Below are 17,087 nucleotides of genomic sequence, written 5' to 3'. Positions count from 1 at the left end.
GTAGAAACCGCAAAAGTAAATATTATGAAAATAAATGAAAGTTTTTATTTTTGTACGGGTCTACTAAGCATACAAGCAATTTAAAATACATTTTTATTGCTGAGATTTACAATACTTGATTAAAGAGAGTCACAAAATGAATACAGTTAAAAAAAATACAATCGCGTTAACTTTAGGTGCAGTAGTTGTTGGCTCTGGAAGCTTTGTATCTGCAGATGTACAAGCCAACCCATTTGAGTTTCAACAATTAGTGACAGGTTGCCAACTAGACGCTAAAGAAGGTAAGTGTGGTGAAGGTAAATGTGGCGGCGATGCTAAAGATGCAAAAGCTAAAGCAGAAGGTAAGTGCGGCGAAGGTAAATGTGGCGGCGATGCAAAAGATGCAAAAGCTAAAACAGAAGGTAAGTGTGGCGAAGGTAAATGTGGCGGTGATGCAAAAGATGCAAAAGCTAAAACAGAAGGCAAGTGTGGTGAAGGTAAATGTGGCGGTGATGCAAAAGATGCAAAAGCTAAAACAGAAGGCAAGTGTGGTGAAGGTAAATGTGGCGGCGACGCAAAAGATGCAAAAGCTAAAACAGAAGGTAAGTGTGGTGAAGGTAAATGCGGCGGCGATGCTAAAAAAACTAAAAAAGAAGGTAAGTGCGGCGAAGGTAAATGTGGCGGTCGTTAATATCTTATTCTAAATAAGTTATGCTAAAAGGGCCTTAAGGCCCTTTTTGATAAGTTAGAGGTAGTTATGACACAAACTCAAAGTAAAGATTTTGGGATGGTGGGCCTTGGCCTACGACGAGAAATGCTTGATGAACTGCTTGAACACGTACCTAATCAAGTAGATTTTTTGGAAGTTGCGCCAGAGAACTGGTTAAAACTAGGTGGACGCTTTAAAAAGCAATTTAGAACATTAACAGATGCAAATAATTTTGTGTGTCATGGATTATCACTGTCTATCGGTTCTCCCGAACCTCTTGATGTTGAATTTGTTAAGTCTTTAAAAGTGTTTTTTGAAGAGCACAATATAAAAATTTTTAGTGAGCACTTAAGTTACTGTTCGGGTACAGGGCATATGTATGACTTAATGCCCATTCCATTTACACAAGATGCTATAGCACATGTTGTTCCTCGTATTAAACAAGTTCAAGACATACTAGAGCAGCAAATTGCGATAGAAAATGTTTCCTATTATGGCGCGCCTGGACAGCAATTATCAGAACTTGAATTTACGAATATTATTTTAGAGCAAGCTGACTGCAAACTTTTACTTGATGTGAATAACATTTATGTTAATTCGATAAATCATGGCTACAACGCGCAAGCATTTTTAACTGGGTTACCTTCTAATCGTATAGCCTATGGGCATGTTGCTGGCCATTATAATGAGGCTGATGACTTAATTGTTGATACACATGGCGCTGATGTGATTGATCCTGTTTGGGAGCTACTCGATAAAGCATACGAAGTGCATGGCGTATTTCCAACCTTGCTTGAGCGCGATTTTAATATTCCTACCATGAATGTTTTAACCAAAGAGTTAGATATAATTCATGATCTACAGGCTAAACACTTTGATTCAACTGTTTCAAAACAACGAGCTTAATATAAGCCTTTATCAACATTAAAAGAGTGCCTAGTTATGAGCTTTATTGAAATACAAAACGAATTTATGGCGCATATTCGCGAGCCTCAAAAAAATAAAAAGCCCAGCGGTATCGAAGACAGGCGTATGGCTATTTATCGCGACCTATTTTTTAATAACATTGAAGGTTTTATATCATCAGGTTTTCCGGTATTAAAAACGTTATATACCCAGAAGCAATGGCAAGCCCTCGTACGCCAGTTTTTTAGCGAATATGATTGTCATTCGCCGTACTTTTTAGACATAGCAGGGGAGTTTATTAATTACTTATCAAGTGATTATAAAATGAAAAAATACGATCCCGTGTTTATGCTAGAGCTTGCCCATTATGAATGGGTAGAGCTAGATGTATCCATTGCACACGAAGATGAGCAAGAGAAAAAATTACAAACAACAGCGCTCACTAGTTCAGCTTTATATTTATCGAAAACGGCAAGAAATTTAAGTTATCAATTTCCGGTTCAAAATATTAGCAATCGCTTTAAACCAAAAGAGCCATCACCTCAGCTTAATTATTTTGTTGTATATAGAGATGAAGATGATGACGTTCAATTTCTGGCTACGAATGCGATGACAGCTTTGCTATTGTCAATCATAGAGGCAAGCGAAGGCGCGACATTTGACAACGTCTGCCAACAGGTATTAGCTCATGCACCACAATTTAATGCAGAGCAAATTACTCAAGGTGCACTGGTTACTCTTAATGCTATGGTTGAACGAGGGGTAATTGTGACAAAAAATCAAGACTAAGGTCTTTATTGATGATTTTACATCGTCTATTATGGCAGCCTTATTTGCCGTGCTTAATAAAAGGTTGTACCAATGTCAGATGATAAAGACTTTAAAGATCCGTTCAACGCTACTTACTTTCTTGCTTTTTTAGCTGTATTTGCAGGGATTGGTTGTTTAAATGCAATATTAGGCTGGATCACTAGCTTAACGTAAAATGTATAGCGTGTATTAAGGCTGTTGCTAACTTCAGCCTTGAACCACTTTATTTTAATTACCCCGTCCATATTTAATACTTCTTTTATAATAACGCCAAACTCGCAATTAAAGGTTAGTTAAGGTTATAATCACCTGCTTTGTAATATAAACAATTGAGCAGTTAAAATTATGACTCAAGTAACACCAGCAATTATCAAAAACAGCATAACTACAATTGCTGATTATCCAAAAGCGGGCATTATGTTTCGCGATGTAACCACTTTAATGGCAAATCCAGAAGCCTTTAAAGCAACTATTGACGCGTTTATCGCAGAATATAAAGATCAGGGCTTTACTAAAATCATAGGCACAGAATCACGTGGTTTTATTTTTGGTGCGCCATTGTCTTACGCGTTAGGCATTCCGTTTATTCCAGTACGTAAACCAGGTAAGTTACCACGCGAAGTTATTCGCCAAGATTACTTACTTGAGTACGGTGAAGACACGCTAGAACTGCATGTAGATGCAATTGTACCTGGCGACAAAGTATTACTAGTTGATGACTTATTAGCAACTGGTGGCACAATTGAAGCCACTGCTAAGTTAGTTAATAAACTAGGTGGCGAAGCCACAGATGCAGCATTTGTTGTATCACTACCAGAACTTGGTGGCGAGCAGCGCATCAAAAAAATGGGTATTAAAATCCTAAAATTGGTTGAATTCGAAGGCGAGTAATCGATGAGTTATCAGGTTCTAGCGAGAAAATGGCGTCCTCAAACCTTTCATGAATTGGTTGGGCAGTCTCATGTTAAGCAAGCGCTTGTAAATGCGCTTACGCAAAATAGACTGCATCACGCTTATTTATTCACTGGAACCCGCGGTGTAGGTAAAACCACCATTGCACGTATTTTTGCTAAAAGCTTAAATTGCGATGAAGGTATATCTGCAAATCCGTGTGGACAATGTAGCAGCTGTTTGGATATAGAAGCAGGGCGCTACATTGACCTACTCGAAATAGATGCGGCTTCTCGTACAAAAGTAGAAGACACTCGCGAAATACTTGATAACGTTCAATATGCACCAACTCGTGGACGTTATAAAGTATACCTAATCGATGAAGTTCACATGCTTTCTAAGCACAGCTTTAATGCGCTTTTAAAAACGCTTGAAGAGCCACCAGAGCATGTGAAATTTTTATTGGCGACCACCGATCCTCAAAAATTACCAGTTACTATTTTATCTCGCTGTCTACAATTTAACTTAAATGCCTTGTCGCAAAGTGAAATTAAAACACAGCTTGAACACGTACTTACTCAAGAGCAGCTTAGCTTTGATACCGATGCACTTAGCATTATTTCAAAAGCCGCTGATGGCAGTATGCGTGATGCACTTAGCTTAACCGACCAAGCTATTGCGCAAACAAATGGTGATATTAATAATCAAGCAGTACAAACAATGCTTGGTTTAATGGATACTCATTATAGCCAAAGCTTGCTTGCAGCATTACTTGCACAAGATGGCGCTGCGTTAATGGATGAGATTGCGCAGGTGGCAAGTCGTAATCCTAATTATGTGGCATTGCTTGATGATTTAATTGCACTTACGCATTTGACACAACTAACCCAGTTAGTACCTGAAGCGGCAGGGCTAGATGAAAAAAATGTAGATTATATTGCTCATGTTGCACAACATACGAGCCCACAACAAATTCAAATTTATTATCAGTTACTGTTAAATGGTAAAAAAGATTTACAATGGGCACCAGAGCCTCGCTTAGGTTTTGAAATGATAATGCTAAGATTATTAGCATTTAAGCCTTCAGATGTGCAACAAACTGTACACACAGCAAACGAAGTGCCGGCCCCAAATAAACAAGGCCGCGCAAATGCACTGCGAGATATATTAAATAAAAATAAAACATCGCAAAACACCGTAGCTGGCCAAAGCAGTGCTCCAGTAAATAATATTAAGCCAGTTAGCAATGCAGAGCAGCCTAAAACCGTTGAGATAGAGCCTTCAGCTAACCCTGCCGCTCAGTCATCAAATAATGAAGTCGTGCAAAGTAATAATGAGCCTGTCCAAGTTGCAGTAGAGCAACCAGTTCAACAAAGTGAAAACGCTTCAAAGCAACAGGCTTTAGCTAAAGAGCAACCACAAACCAATGTTGTTTCAGATGCTCAAGCCCAGCGACAAAGTGAAGATGAAGCTTATATGCTCCATAGTGATGCTGAACAAACGCTGGCCTCGCAATTTGACGATATAATGAGTAGCGCTGTAGATCAGGGTTTTAACCCTGCACCTACTGCAAACTCAGAGTTTTCACCAGAGCCCTTAACAAATCACAATGCAAGTACGCCAATAGCTGAACAAGAAGCGCAGGCGCAATCTGCCATTGCTCGTATTTTACGTGACAGAAACATATCCGGTGCGGGTAGGTTATCAAGCAAGAGTACAAGCACCTCTGCAAATAATGTAGCAGCGCAGCCAAACCAAGCGCCCGCTAAAAAGCCTGAACACCAGCCAAGAATGCCTAAAGCTCAAAGTGTTAACCAAGATAGCACCGCTGAAAATACAAACGAGCTCAACAGCGTTACAAACGTAGCACCTAGCGATCCCCCACCTTGGGTAAATGATAGTGCAGGTGCAAGTGAAAAAAAGCATGAGCTCCCACTAACAGGGAGCGAAAGCCAGGCACATGGTCACGCTAATACAAAACCAGCACGAAAAGTTGATTTTAAAGAAAAGCATCAAACAATTACCGAAAATCTAGCGCCAGAGCTACTTGAGCAAATAAACCCTCAAAAAGTACCTGAAGCAGCGCCCGAGGAAATTAGCATTCCCGTGCCTGATGATTTTCAAAGTCCAATTAGTGAAATTAGATTTGCACATCAACAAGATGAATGGGCTTATTTAATTAAACGTATGGGACTGGGTGGTCGTATGCGCCAATTTGCGTTGCATTCAATATTTACCAAGCAAGGCAACAGCTTACATATAGACGTTGATGAATCACAAAAGCATTTAGATACACCGATGCTTCGCCAAAGATTAGATGCCGCATTGTCGAGTATTTATGAGCATAACGTGTCGTTAAGTATTAATTTTGCTAAGGGAGTTATTGATTCTCCTTATCTTATTCAGCAAAAAATAGATGCAGGACGTCATCAACAAGCAATCGATGTGATCACATCGGATGAAAACATAGTACAATTTCAGCAAGTATTTAGCGCCGAAATTGACGAAAACAGTATTCAGGCATTGTAATTACTTACAATCGCCCTTATGTTCATGTTAATTAATGTATTAAAAGAAAGAGAGAAAGTTATGTTTAAAGGTGGAATGGGCAACATGATGAAGCAAGCGCAGCAAATGCAAGATCGCATGCAAAAAGCCCAAGACGAAATCGCAACTCTTGAAGTTGTTGGTGAAGCCGGTGCAGGTTTAGTTAAAGTAACTATGCTTGGTAACCACAATGTACGTCGTGTTCAGCTTGATGAAAGCTTGATGGAAGACGACAAAGACATGATTGAAGACTTACTTGCAGCAGCATGTAACGATGCTGTTCGCCGTGTTGCAGAAGAAACACAAGAGCGTATGGGTAAAGTAACTGGCGGTATGCAATTACCACCAGGTATGAAAATGCCGTTTTAAGTCAATAATGCAACTTTCAGATAGTTTAAATCAGCTTATAGAAGCACTGCGCTGTCAACCGGGCATTGGTCCAAAGTCAGCGCAACGTATTGCTTTTCACCTGCTTGAGCGCGACCGAAAGGGAGGCACTCAGCTGGGCAATGCACTCACTAAAGCAATGACCGCCATAGGGCACTGTCAGTCTTGTCGTACTTTTTGCGAACAAGCTCAGTGCGATATTTGTTTAAGTACAAAACGCCAAGACAGCGGTATATTATGTGTTGTTGAATCGCCTACTGACGTACTTGCCATCGAGCAAACAGGTCAGTATTTAGGTCTATACTTCGTATTAATGGGTCACTTATCGCCAATTGACGGTATTGGTCCTAAAGAGATTGGCTTAGATGTTTTAGAGCAAAAGCTTGCTCAAGGCGATATTAATGAGGTTATTTTAGCGACTAACCCTACCGTTGAAGGCGATACTACCGCACATTATATTGCTCAGCTTTGTCATAAATACAAAGTAGGCGCTTCACGTATTGCCCATGGTATTCCTGTGGGAGGTGAGCTTGATTTAGTAGATGGTAGAACACTTATGCATGCCTTTAGCGGCAGGCGCCTAGTTACTCAAGACTAGCTCTAAGTCACTATTTGAAAACAAATTACCAAAGCCTACATGATTAAATCATGTAGGCTTTTTCGTTTTTAAGGTAAGCTTAAAAACAATCTAATTTATTTTTGGGCTATGTCTCTAATTAGTAAGGAATACAATGAAAGATAACCAACCCTATCAAGGTGCATTACTCGGTAGTAAGCGTTTTTTACCGCTTTTTATTACGCAGTTTTTCTCAGCGATAAACGATAACGTGTATAAGCAATCAGTGCTTATTCTATTGATATTTCAGGCTGCAACGCTTGCAGATGGCGCACTTTATTCAAATATTGCTGCTGGGTTATTTATTCTTCCGTTCTTTTTATTTTCAGGGATGGCAGGGCAGCTTGCAGAAAAAACAGAAAAATCCAAACTAATCAGAATCGTAAAACTATGTGAAATCCCTATTATGGTTGTTGGGGCAGTTTCTATTTTAACGCAGTATGTGTGGCTAATGTTAGCCACCGTATTTTTAATGGGCGTGCAAAGTGCGTTTTTTGGTCCATTAAAATATTCTATTTTACCGCAGCACGTAGCACCTAATGAATTAACAAAAGCGAATGGTTTGGTTGAATCAGGCACGTTTGTGGCGATACTAATGGGTACAATTTTTGGCACTTATTATATTACTCAATCAGTAGGGCCTACGCTTATAAGTATTGCAGTATTAGTCTTGGCCGTGATGGGTTATGTGAGCAGTCGCTTTATACCCACTAGTGAAGCAAACGAGCCTAACTTAAAATTTACCTATAATATATTTTCATCGACAAAAAACGTATTTTCAGCACTTAATTCGCAAACAGAATCGGTTGGTAAATCAGTCCTCGGGATCAGTTGGTTTTGGTTAATTGGCGCCATCGTTTTAACGTCCCTACCAAATTATGTAAAACACACAATGGGTGGCGATGAACTGGTTGTAACTAGCGCACTTGTTGTGTTTTCACTAAGTATTGCTATTGGTTCGTTACTGTGTGAAAAGCTTTCCCGCTCTCGAATAGAATTAGGAATTGTGCCTTTTGGCGCTATCTTAATTACCTTGTTTTTATACTTACTGAGCCAAGAGCCAGCCATTAGCTCTTATTTACCTCAACACCCTGAGTTAATGACGCTTCAGGAGCTATTAAAAACAGGCGATATGGTGTGGCACTTTGTATGGATGGCAGGCATTGGTATTGGCTCTGGTTTTTACACTGTACCGCTGTATGCGCTTATTCAACAGCGTACTGAAGAGTCGAGTCGCTCACGAGTTATAGCGGCTAACAATGTATTAAATGCACTGTTTATGGTGGGCAGTGCTGTTTTAAGTATTGTAACGCTGTCTGTTTTTCAGTGGAGTATTTCAGAGTTGCTACTGTTACTTGCTGGGCTAAACTTACTTATCTCTGTTTATATTTATACCAAAGTACCAGAGTTCTTTTTACGATTTATTATATATATTTTAGCTATTTGTATGTACAGAGTGCGTACAAAAGGTGAAAGTAATATACCTGATGCAGGCGCTGCGGTTGTCGTGTGTAATCATGTCAGCTTTGTTGATTGGATGTTTATTTTAGCCGCATCACCAAGGCCTATCCGGTTTATGGTATTTGCCCCTATTTATTATTCGCCGGCCCTACATTGGTTATTTAAAATGGCTAAGGCTATTCCCATTAACAGTGAAAAAACCAATCCAGAAGCGTTTAAAAAAGCCTTTGACGAAGTAGCTGCTGCGCTTAATAAAGGCGAACTTGTTGGTATTTTCCCTGAAGGAAAACTAACCAGTGACGGAACAGTGGATATTTTTCGCCGTGGAATCGAGCGCATTATTGAGCGCTCACCTGTGCCCGTTATTCCTGTGCACTTAGGTGGTTTATGGGGCAGCATGTTTAGCCGTAAAGCTAAATGGCAATTACCTCGATTAAAATGGTCTTTGGTGTCGGTTGCAGTCGGTGCCCCGATTGCTGCTGATAAAGTAGTAGCAGATGATTTACGTGAAAAAGTATTGGCTTTAAAAGCGCTTCATTCAAAAGATAGTGACTAATTTAATGATTAACTTAATGGCTAACTCAACATCGCAAACACCTTCAGAACAACCCCTTATAATTGATGATTTTGTAGCCCCTAAGTGCGACGGGTTTATTGAAATATTATATCAAGATGACGATATTTTACTGATCAATAAACCCAGTGGACTATTAAGCTTATCAGGTAAAAATCCGCTTAATTGGGACTCAGTGCATTACCGCTTAGTAAATGGTCAAAAGGGCTTAACAGCTGCATTCGCAGAGGCTAAGTTACCGCATCGGCTAGATTTGGGCACATCGGGCATTATGATTGTTGGATTAAACGCGATTGCGTCAAAGCACCTTAATAAGCAATTTCAGGCACGCACTATTCAAAAGCGTTATGTTGCCATGTTAGAGGGATGCTTGGCTGTTGATGAAGGGCAAATTACTGCGCCAATTGCAAAAGATAAACTGCTTTTTCCGCGTGTTAAAATTTGCCAATCGACAGGTAAAACAGCGGTGAGTGAATATAAAGTACTTGAGCGGCTCAGGCAGCCGTGCAGAACCTTAGTGCAATTTACACCTATTACTGGGCGTACTCACCAATTAAGGATACACAGCCAGTTTATAGGGCATCCAATTTTAGGCTGTGATTTATATAAAAGTGCGCAAAGTGAACATATGGCAGGGCGGTTACAATTACATGCAAGCGATTTATATTTTGAGCACCCCAGCAGCGGCGAGAGAATCCATATTAACTGCCCGCATTCGTTTTAAACAAATTAATGGTTCTTTGTTTTCGTTTCACCTTTTTTAAATTTTTCCCTTGAAGTTCTAACACCTCACCCCATATTAAGTGCATAACGCAGACACTTTGCAAATTGGAGATATATAAATGACTGCAGCACAAAAAGAAACATTAGGCTTTCAAACAGAAGTAAAACAATTATTAAACTTAATGATTCATTGCCTTTAGTTATATTCCGCTATATATTTTTATCCTCCTATAACGACCTTTATCATCTAAAAAACAACAACTTACACCGTTTTTAATGCCCTCTATCTACCGCTAACAACCTTTGTAAGCCGCTATTATTGGTGACTTTTGTGTCCTAAGTTGTGTACCATTTTAAAGTTGACCCTTTTTTTGGTCACATTTGGTACTCAGAGTCGGAGCCTCAATGAACATTACAGCAGCTAAACTAAAGAGCTTAAACGGTAAAGAGTATACCGGTAAGCCTGAAATAACAGACGGCGATAACCTATCGCTTAGGATCTCCCCAAGGGGAAAGATCTCATTTCAAATACGCTATCGAATTAACGGTAAGCAAGTTAGGTATAAATTAGGCACCTACCCAGCAATGACACTTGCACAAGCACGCGAAGAATGCGCAGCACAAATGTCGTTAGTAGATAAAAATTTAGATCCTAGAAACATGGCGGCAATAAAATCGGTTGAAGCTGAATTTATCGAAAACCCAACTATTTATAATTGCTTTGATTATTGGTTTGAAAACTATTGTCTGCCTAAGCGAGATAACCCGGAAGGTATAAGCACAAGAATAAGATCATGTATAAATGACACTTGGGGCAATCAATATGTATCACTAATGGATAAAACGCATTTTACAGCGTTCTTTAAGTCGATGAGTGATGTATCAATCGAAAAGGGTAGAGGTAAGGGCTTTGCTTTTACTGCGATTATTGAGATTAGATCGATATTTCGTTTTTGCATTCGCCAGGGCTTTATTAGTAACTCGCAATTTGAAGCATTAAGGCCAAGCGACTTCGCTAGCGATTATGCTTCGCGTGAGCACTTTTTATCACTTAAAGAGTGTCAATTAATTTGGTCAAACATAGATTTACTAAATATAACTGATAGAAACAAAGTTCTTTTACGTTGTGCAATGGTGTTTGGTTGTCGTATAAGCGAGCTATGCAGCGCGAAAAAAACAGACTTTGATTTAGATAATAAACTTTTCACTACGCAAAGAGAAAACACCAAAGGGGCTTTGCACTCTATTATTAGGCCCATACCGGATGATCTTATTAAAGACCTGGAATATTTAAAAGCTCAGTCGCCGGCGTTCGTTTATATGTTTCCTAACCGTGATGGGGATCATCCCGCTAGCGGTTCAAGCGTGAGCCAAATATCTAAGCCTTGTTACGAGTCTATTGAAGGTGTTGCGCCGTTCAGAATGCACGATTTAAGGCGGACTATATCAACACACTTAACTGATGCGGGATGCCCTTTGCAGTTCACTGAGAAACTACTAGGGCATAAGATGAAAGGGGTATTGGCGATATATAACAAATCGCCAATGTTAGAAGGTTTAACGGAGTGGGTTAACCGTTGGGTTGTCATGCTGAAAGGCGGGTAGTTTGATCTCTAAGCGCTTGGCGATGCTGCTCAACTATTTCAGTGTCCCAGCGCTTAGGCTTTCCAATGATTGTTGCCGGCGGGAATTTACCGTCTTTTTCCCATTCTAAAATAGTTTTAGATTTAACACCGAACAGCGCGGCTACGTCTTTTGTTGCTAGGTACTGGCTTGTTGGTAAACTCATAAATCACCTTCTTGAGAGTTGAAATTAACTGGTAGCATATCTGCATCTGTTATATTGCCGCTTTGCACTGTGTTTACTTGTGTTAGCCAATTGCTAGCAAACTCAAGTGTTGCTTTGTTTGGCCTTAACCCGCCTTTTGGTGCTGAACATAAGTGCGCGTTCATATCTGAGTCTTGCGCGATCAGTCCGCCTCTACCGCTTTGGTGCAAGTAGAGAAGTGTGCGACCTTCAAAGTGTGAGCCATCTTCACGCTCTATTTTTATAGCTTGTGGCCATATAGTTAAATGGTGTTCGCCATTGTGGTAAAGGCCAGTGCCGCAACTGCGATCTAGGTCATTCCTTAGCTCGACAACAGTGCTAACAGCCTTAGCTAGCGCAATCTCAAGCTTTTGATTTTCATTGCGATATTTCTTATTGTCAACCTCCAGTTTTTTAGCGCGTGTTTGCGCTTTTTCGTTTGCTTCTTTTTGGCGCTTGCTTTGCTCTTTTAGCTTTTTAGGGTTGAGCTGGTTTAATTCGGCAACTTTCTTTTGTGCCGCTTTAAGTTGTTCGTGCAATCTGGCGTTCTTAATTTCCAGCGATTCGACTTCTTTTTTTAGCGCAGTTTGTTTTTTTGCAATGACAAGACCATCTTCCACCGCTTTAGCTGCTTTGTTAAGATCGATATTGTTTTGATTAATATCTTCTTTCAACTTAGTTGTTAAACGCTTTTCAGCTTCTAATTTAGATTTAAGTAAAGCTATTTCATCTTGCACGTTAGCTTTGTATATCGCGTGGATTTGCTCTTGTTGCTCAATTTCTTTCTGTTCTTCATTGTAAGAGTGGATAAAGCTAGTTAGTAACTCGCTTGAATGTAGTGATGCTTGCATTTTATCTGTCCTCATAATTTTTTAGACGCTGGCTTTCTTTACTAGCCACTTCAATGCGTGGTTTTAAAAGCGCTTGATTTGCTTTACCTATAACGCTATCTGTTAGATCAAGGCCTTTAAAGATCTTGGTTTTGCTGTGTTCTTCTTGAATTATTTGGTTGCGCTCAAAGTCCCGCATTTCAATAACTTCATCAAAGTGTTCTTCACAAGAAATAGCGCCTCGATATTCGTATGCTTCATTTGCTCTTAGCTTAGCTTTGCATTTTCTGCATGTGTAATTGCTCATAAATCACCTATCTAGCCGGAGCAAGGGAGTCGGTAGTTAAGTCCCATTGCATTTTACAATTTCTTATTTCACTTGCTCGCTTGCGTATGTTTTTTGCTTCATGCCCCGTTCCGTAGTTTAAAAGCCAAGAATTTCTACCTTCATGATCTTTTGGAAGCTGTAAAATTAAGCCCTCAGCATGCTTAACACGGCTACATTTAGATTGCTTTTCAGCAGAAGTAAGTATTATTTTACCTTTAGTCATAAATCACCTATGCTAATTTTTTATCAAAGTCAGGGTTCATAGCTCTATAACAAGCCGACTTCATACAGCCTTTGGCATTGTTAAGGGCTTTGTTTAATTCTTCGCGTGTGTCCGGTATGCGACACTCAAAATTGCTACGCTCAACACCGTTGAAAAAATCCCACTGAAAACGTGGTTCATCTGCGCTTACATCATTAGCGTAAATAGTCACACGGTAACCTACGCTTTTTTCCGGCACACAATTAGCGGCATCCTTTAACAAATCAGCCAAGTAGTCTTTATGCGATACGTTAGGCTTACCGCTTTGAAGTAGAGCCCAGGCGAATGAATAAACGTATTCGTTTAAATCCATTTCACCGCCTTTTTGCTCTTTTAATTTAAAGCCATGCTGTAGGGCTAGGGCTTTGATTTTTGCATTGTTCATGCTGTCGTCACCTTGCTTTCATTTGTTGCCACTTTATGCACGCACTTGGTATTGCCATGCGCGCCACAGCCGCCTTTTATTTTGTGTTTACCGCAAAGCGCTATTGCCTTACCCGCTTTACCAAGAACACCATTCACATTGCACTGATAAATAACTTTGCTCTTATTGCTCATGCTCGCTAGCTCCGATTTAGGTTTAAGCGCATACCAGGTATGCGCTCTGCGTTTAACTTGTGGTTTCATTAGGCTGCTTTTGCCTTTTTATTAAGCTTGCCTACTTCATTACCCCAAACAGCCCAGCCTTTAACGCGCTTGCGAGAAAATAACTCGATGCGTGGCACATCACCGGCCAATTCAACGCAAGCTTCTCTAAACTCGTTTGGCTTTTCACTGTGCTGACCTATTTTAAAAGTGCCGCTAAAAATGGTGTGCTTTAAAATTTCATCTAAACTTTCCGGCTCGTAAAATCCAACCGCACGCACTGAACGGCTTGCTACTTTCGGCTTGCCCTTAACTGCGATAATGGCCGACTCGCTACCGGCGCGAGTCCAAAAGCCCATACCAAAAAACGGGTTGTTATTTACAGTTAGCTTGTTCCATACAAAGCCATTCATATTTTTAAGCGTAAAGCCCCATGCCTTAACAACGTCCAGGGCTTCTTGTGGCATTGAACCTACGTACCACATAACCAATATGCAATCGTCCGCCGCAATATCATCAATAGGCATAGCTTTTAGCTCGTCTACGCTCATTGTTGACTTGTAGTGGTGTGCTGCGCCGCTTGTCATGCTTCCGCCTGTTTTTTTATTGCCAAACTGCCAAGCAGGATCTGCGTAAATCAAATTAAACTTTCGGCCCTTTAGTTGTTCAAACATGGTTACTTCCTTACATGCACATTAATAAAGCGGGGTATTGCAAGCCGATTGGCGCGAACGGAATATCGTCGTCATCAAAGTTAGCACCTGGACCCATAGGGTTAGATGCGCCGCCTTGTTGACCGCCGCTCATGTATTGGCTATTGCTAACACCTTGATTCTGCTTTGGGGCAAAACCACCTTGTTGCTGTTTGTTTTGACCTTGGTTGTTGCCTTGGTAATTATTATTACTATTGTTGTAAGAATTATTACTTTGGCTGTTTTGCTGGCCTTGATTGTTGTTAGCTTGGCCTTGCTGTCTTTGTCCAAGCATTTGCATTTGGCCTGTGAAGCCATCAACAACAATCTCTGTGGTGTACTTTTCCTGCCCTTGCTGGTCGGTCCACTTGCGAGTTTGTAATTTACCCTCAACGTAAATTTGTGAACCTTTGCGGCAGTATTCGCCCACAACTTCCGCTAATTTTCCAAAGAAAATAACGCGGTGCCATTCGGTTTTGTCTACCATTTGGCCTGTGTTTTTATCCTTGTAGCTGTCACTAGTTGCAAGGCTGATTTTTGCTACTGGATTGCCGTTAGGCATGTAACGCACATCAGGATCTTCGCCTAAGTTGCCAATAAGAATTGCTCGATTTATACCTCTAGCCATGATTTACTCCTTATTTAATTAAAACAGTGCGCTGGCCTTTATAGTCAGGCGCACTAACTATGCCGTTATCTTCAAGTTGCTCAATTAATCGCGCAGCGCGGTTGTAACCTATTCTAAATTTGCGCTGTGTTCGTGATATGGATACCTGGCCTTGCTCTATGGCAAACGCTTTTGCTTCTTCATAAAATGCGTCATTGCCGTTGCTGTCTTTATGCTTTGCATTGTGTTCGGCAATTAATGACTCGTTCCCATCGTCTTGTTCGCTACTACTCAAACCGCTATCAATAAGCTCGGTAACCAGTTGAACGATTTCGCCAGCGACTAAACAAAAGTCAGCATCAAGTTTGATAGGCATATCTTCATTAGGTATGTCGGCATTTTCTTCTTTGATGGTGTCTGAGTAATTAACTTGCTTAATAGCGCCATCGTTTTGAAGGTTAAACTTAATTCTATCGCTCCAATTAAGCGCTAGCTTGGTAACTCGCTTACCTTGCTCTAAGTGTGTTTTAACTTCATCACCATCAAGCTCATGGCCTTTAAGCTTCACACTTGAGCCGCTATCATCTGCGTGTTGCATTTCTGCGTCAGAGCCAATAGCAAAGCCTTTAGGGGTGCTAAAGTTAGTAAGCCAATCTGTTAAAAATACGTCTAGATCGTGGTTAGCAAATGCCGGTGTTATTGGTAATGAGCCAAGTGATTTGCGTAGTAGGGCGGCTAGTTCTTCTGCTTTATTAAAGCTTGAGCTGTTAATCACTAGCAGGCCGCTATCCATATCAATGAAAGCGTATTGCAAGTTTGATTTAGTAAACGCCTGTGGCAATAGCGTGTGTAAGGCATTTTCTTTTAATTCGTCACGCTCTTTTTTTCTTACTGTGCGGTTTTCTTCAAGCTCAATTTGCTCTACTTTTTCAGCTACCATTTCGTTAATAACGGAAGCTGGTAGGATCTTTTCTTCACGCTTGGCGCAAACTAAAATTCTACGGTTAGAAAAATGCGCTAGTGACTCGCCATGTTTGCCAAACGCTTTAGTCCAACCAAAAGTTGATAACTCTTGCTGTCCGCAATGACGAAAAGTATCTTGCTCAAGCGCTTTGTTAAATTCTTCGCATTTAAATTCAGCATCTTGCTTGAATTTGTAAATTACTAGATTTGTGAAAAACATATAAAAACCTACTTAGTTGTTATTAAAACGATGATGGCAACCACTAAAACGCGAACGCTGTTTGCTGCTACCATCTTTATAAAATCTCTGCGCTTCTGCTTTTCCTGTGCGCTTGAGCTGTTTCCGTTTATTGCCATGTAGTCGTGCATCATTAATAGTGATCCCAACGTGTTTCGTAATCGTCAGCATCAAGCCCTTGGTCTAGCTCTATCTGACCTTTCATTGCGTACACATTGAAAAGTATTTTTTCCATGTTATATAAGCGGCCCATAGCTAATGACTCGCCAGCCTTTTTATCATCAACTTTAATGCTCAAAATTTCGTACTTGCCCGTTTCCTCGCCTTTACTTAGATGCAAGTCAAAGGCGCAGTTATACTTTTCCTTGTCTGCTTCTTTATCTATGTAGACTGATAACCAACGGCTACTATTGGAATATGAATCTTCTTCTATAATTAGCGTTATCTCACCTTCTGGCTCGTTATCCTCTTGCGCTTCTTTAACTAGCGAATCAACAATGTAAGAAAGCGTTATTTTTTCTGGCACTTCGGCTAATATTTCTGCAAGCTCTTTATCTAGCACCTCGGTTAAACGTGAGTCGTAGAATCCTTGCGCCGCAGTTTTCAGGCGGTTTAAAACAAAGTCGTGATAAGTTGGCAAGTCGTCTAAACTTTCAATTTGCGGCATAATTGCCTTGGTCATTTTTTCTTTTAGCGCCTTGCCTAAATCGCTGTAGCTACGAAAAACATTTTCTGCAGTATCTTCGATAAGCGAATCGACCTTTTTGCTTATTGCCACTTCTAGCGCACCAGCTTGAATTTTTTCATTTAAAATACGGCCAAACATTTCTTGAACTGTTGTGCTGCTTGGATCGATTGTTGGTTCAAATACTTTTTCTTCGTTGTTGCTCATTTTAAATCCTTACGCTGCGCGCTTAACTTTTGCTACTAATGGGATACCGCCGGCGGCTTCAATTATGTTGTGTATCTTTTTACACACGTTATAGGCTTCAATTCTATTGCGAGTGAATTTACAGCCAGGCAACGTCCAGCCTTCTGAGCCCTGGAGCTTAGACGCTTTAACGATGGCTAGGCCAAACTGAATATCATCACAGCGTAAATGCTCGACCATTCTTAATTGTGGAGCTCTTGAATCTTTCATATAAACCTCGGTTAAAAGAGCTGCGCCCGTA

Annotated in this window: 22 protein-coding genes and 1 pseudogene; 11 read left to right on the top strand and 12 right to left on the bottom strand. The window is 40.4% G+C overall.

The window, feature by feature from the left end:
• Positions 1–136: 136 nt before the first annotated feature.
• The 11 genes from ABX891_RS12050 (at position 137) to ABX891_RS12000 (ending at position 11,208) form a co-directional block, all read left to right on the top strand.
• The gene (locus ABX891_RS12050; RefSeq protein ID WP_354629614.1) at positions 137–670 is read left to right on the top strand and encodes an HvfA family oxazolone/thioamide-modified RiPP metallophore; all 534 of its coding nucleotides are present in this window, start codon (positions 137–139) and stop codon (positions 668–670) included.
• Between the two features lie 66 nt (positions 671–736).
• Positions 737–1,594 (top strand): HvfB family MNIO-type RiPP peptide maturase, encoded by an 858-nt coding sequence (locus ABX891_RS12045; RefSeq protein ID WP_354629613.1) that lies wholly within the window; start codon positions 737–739, stop codon positions 1,592–1,594.
• Positions 1,595–1,630: 36 nt separating this feature from the next.
• Complete coding sequence (locus tag ABX891_RS12040; RefSeq protein ID WP_354629612.1) at positions 1,631–2,383, top strand: HvfC family RiPP maturation protein; 753 nt, start codon at positions 1,631–1,633, stop codon at positions 2,381–2,383.
• A gap of 72 nt (positions 2,384–2,455) precedes the next feature.
• The gene (locus ABX891_RS12035; RefSeq protein ID WP_002962301.1) at positions 2,456–2,578 is read left to right on the top strand and encodes a hypothetical protein; all 123 of its coding nucleotides are present in this window, start codon (positions 2,456–2,458) and stop codon (positions 2,576–2,578) included.
• A gap of 171 nt (positions 2,579–2,749) precedes the next feature.
• A complete protein-coding gene (gene apt / locus ABX891_RS12030) occupies positions 2,750–3,295 on the top strand; it encodes an adenine phosphoribosyltransferase (protein ID WP_002962303.1) in 546 nt (181 codons plus the stop codon).
• A gap of 3 nt (positions 3,296–3,298) precedes the next feature.
• Positions 3,299–5,824, top strand: coding sequence for a DNA polymerase III subunit gamma/tau (gene dnaX / locus ABX891_RS12025; protein ID WP_354629611.1), 2,526 nt, complete (start codon positions 3,299–3,301; stop codon positions 5,822–5,824).
• A 60-nt stretch (positions 5,825–5,884) separates the two neighbouring features.
• Entirely contained in the window at positions 5,885–6,211 is a 327-nt protein-coding gene (locus ABX891_RS12020; RefSeq protein ID WP_002962306.1) for a YbaB/EbfC family nucleoid-associated protein, read from the top strand.
• A gap of 7 nt (positions 6,212–6,218) precedes the next feature.
• The gene (gene recR / locus ABX891_RS12015) at positions 6,219–6,827 is read left to right on the top strand and encodes a recombination mediator RecR (RefSeq protein ID WP_002962308.1); all 609 of its coding nucleotides are present in this window, start codon (positions 6,219–6,221) and stop codon (positions 6,825–6,827) included.
• A 133-nt stretch (positions 6,828–6,960) separates the two neighbouring features.
• Positions 6,961–8,862 (top strand): MFS transporter, encoded by a 1,902-nt coding sequence (locus ABX891_RS12010; protein ID WP_354629610.1) that lies wholly within the window; start codon positions 6,961–6,963, stop codon positions 8,860–8,862.
• 4 nt (positions 8,863–8,866) lie between these two features.
• Positions 8,867–9,604: an RluA family pseudouridine synthase gene (locus ABX891_RS12005; RefSeq protein ID WP_354629609.1), complete on the top strand. Its 738-nt coding sequence runs from the start codon at positions 8,867–8,869 to the stop codon at positions 9,602–9,604.
• 404 nt (positions 9,605–10,008) lie between these two features.
• Entirely contained in the window at positions 10,009–11,208 is a 1,200-nt protein-coding gene (locus tag ABX891_RS12000) for a tyrosine-type recombinase/integrase (RefSeq protein WP_354629608.1), read from the top strand.
• Here ABX891_RS12000 and ABX891_RS11995 read toward each other — a convergent pair.
• From ABX891_RS11995 to ABX891_RS11940, 12 genes and pseudogenes are all read right to left on the bottom strand, one after another.
• Positions 11,189–11,392 carry a helix-turn-helix transcriptional regulator gene (locus tag ABX891_RS11995; RefSeq protein WP_290192456.1) on the bottom strand — a complete coding sequence of 68 codons (204 nt, stop codon included), beginning with the start codon at positions 11,390–11,392 and terminating at the stop codon, positions 11,189–11,191. The two genes, ABX891_RS12000 and ABX891_RS11995, sit on opposite strands and share 20 nt — an antisense overlap.
• Positions 11,389–12,261: a hypothetical protein gene (locus ABX891_RS11990; protein WP_290192455.1), complete on the bottom strand. Its 873-nt coding sequence runs from the start codon at positions 12,259–12,261 to the stop codon at positions 11,389–11,391. Before ABX891_RS11990 ends, ABX891_RS11995 begins: the two co-directional genes overlap by 4 nt.
• 1 nt (position 12,262) lies before the next feature.
• Positions 12,263–12,547 carry a hypothetical protein gene (locus ABX891_RS11985; protein WP_354629607.1) on the bottom strand — a complete coding sequence of 95 codons (285 nt, stop codon included), beginning with the start codon at positions 12,545–12,547 and terminating at the stop codon, positions 12,263–12,265.
• Positions 12,548–12,554: 7 nt separating this feature from the next.
• Entirely contained in the window at positions 12,555–12,791 is a 237-nt protein-coding gene (locus ABX891_RS11980; RefSeq protein ID WP_354629606.1) for a hypothetical protein, read from the bottom strand.
• Between the two features lie 7 nt (positions 12,792–12,798).
• Positions 12,799–13,215, bottom strand: a complete 417-nt coding sequence (locus tag ABX891_RS11975) for a hypothetical protein (protein ID WP_354629605.1) — start codon at positions 13,213–13,215, stop codon at positions 12,799–12,801.
• The gene (locus tag ABX891_RS11970) at positions 13,212–13,457 is read right to left on the bottom strand and encodes a hypothetical protein (protein ID WP_354629604.1); all 246 of its coding nucleotides are present in this window, start codon (positions 13,455–13,457) and stop codon (positions 13,212–13,214) included. The genes ABX891_RS11975 and ABX891_RS11970 overlap by 4 nt, the downstream gene beginning before the upstream one ends.
• Positions 13,457–14,089 (bottom strand): MT-A70 family methyltransferase, encoded by a 633-nt coding sequence (locus ABX891_RS11965; RefSeq protein WP_354629603.1) that lies wholly within the window; start codon positions 14,087–14,089, stop codon positions 13,457–13,459. Before ABX891_RS11965 ends, ABX891_RS11970 begins: the two co-directional genes overlap by 1 nt.
• Before the next feature lie 10 nt (positions 14,090–14,099).
• A complete protein-coding gene (ssb, locus tag ABX891_RS11960; protein WP_354629602.1) occupies positions 14,100–14,735 on the bottom strand; it encodes a single-stranded DNA-binding protein in 636 nt (211 codons plus the stop codon).
• Positions 14,736–14,745: 10 nt separating this feature from the next.
• Positions 14,746–15,009 (bottom strand): DNA translocase FtsK, encoded by a 264-nt coding sequence (locus ABX891_RS11955; protein ID WP_354630137.1) that lies wholly within the window; start codon positions 15,007–15,009, stop codon positions 14,746–14,748.
• A 3-nt stretch (positions 15,010–15,012) separates the two neighbouring features.
• A pseudogene (rdgC, locus tag ABX891_RS11950) lies at positions 15,013–15,897 on the bottom strand (recombination-associated protein RdgC); the annotation flags it as partial.
• Between the two features lie 151 nt (positions 15,898–16,048).
• Positions 16,049–16,807 carry a hypothetical protein gene (locus ABX891_RS11945; RefSeq protein ID WP_354629601.1) on the bottom strand — a complete coding sequence of 253 codons (759 nt, stop codon included), beginning with the start codon at positions 16,805–16,807 and terminating at the stop codon, positions 16,049–16,051.
• Between the two features lie 9 nt (positions 16,808–16,816).
• Positions 16,817–17,056 (bottom strand): DUF1317 family protein, encoded by a 240-nt coding sequence (locus ABX891_RS11940; protein WP_354629600.1) that lies wholly within the window; start codon positions 17,054–17,056, stop codon positions 16,817–16,819.
• Between the last annotated feature and the right edge of the window lie 31 nt (positions 17,057–17,087).

It is taken from the genome of Pseudoalteromonas sp. NCIMB 1079 (assembly GCF_040567695.1).
In the GTDB taxonomy this organism is placed as follows: domain Bacteria; phylum Pseudomonadota; class Gammaproteobacteria; order Enterobacterales; family Alteromonadaceae; genus Pseudoalteromonas; species Pseudoalteromonas distincta.
Note: the sequence above shows the minus strand (reverse complement) of the source record. Positions and strands in the feature narration are given on the sequence as shown.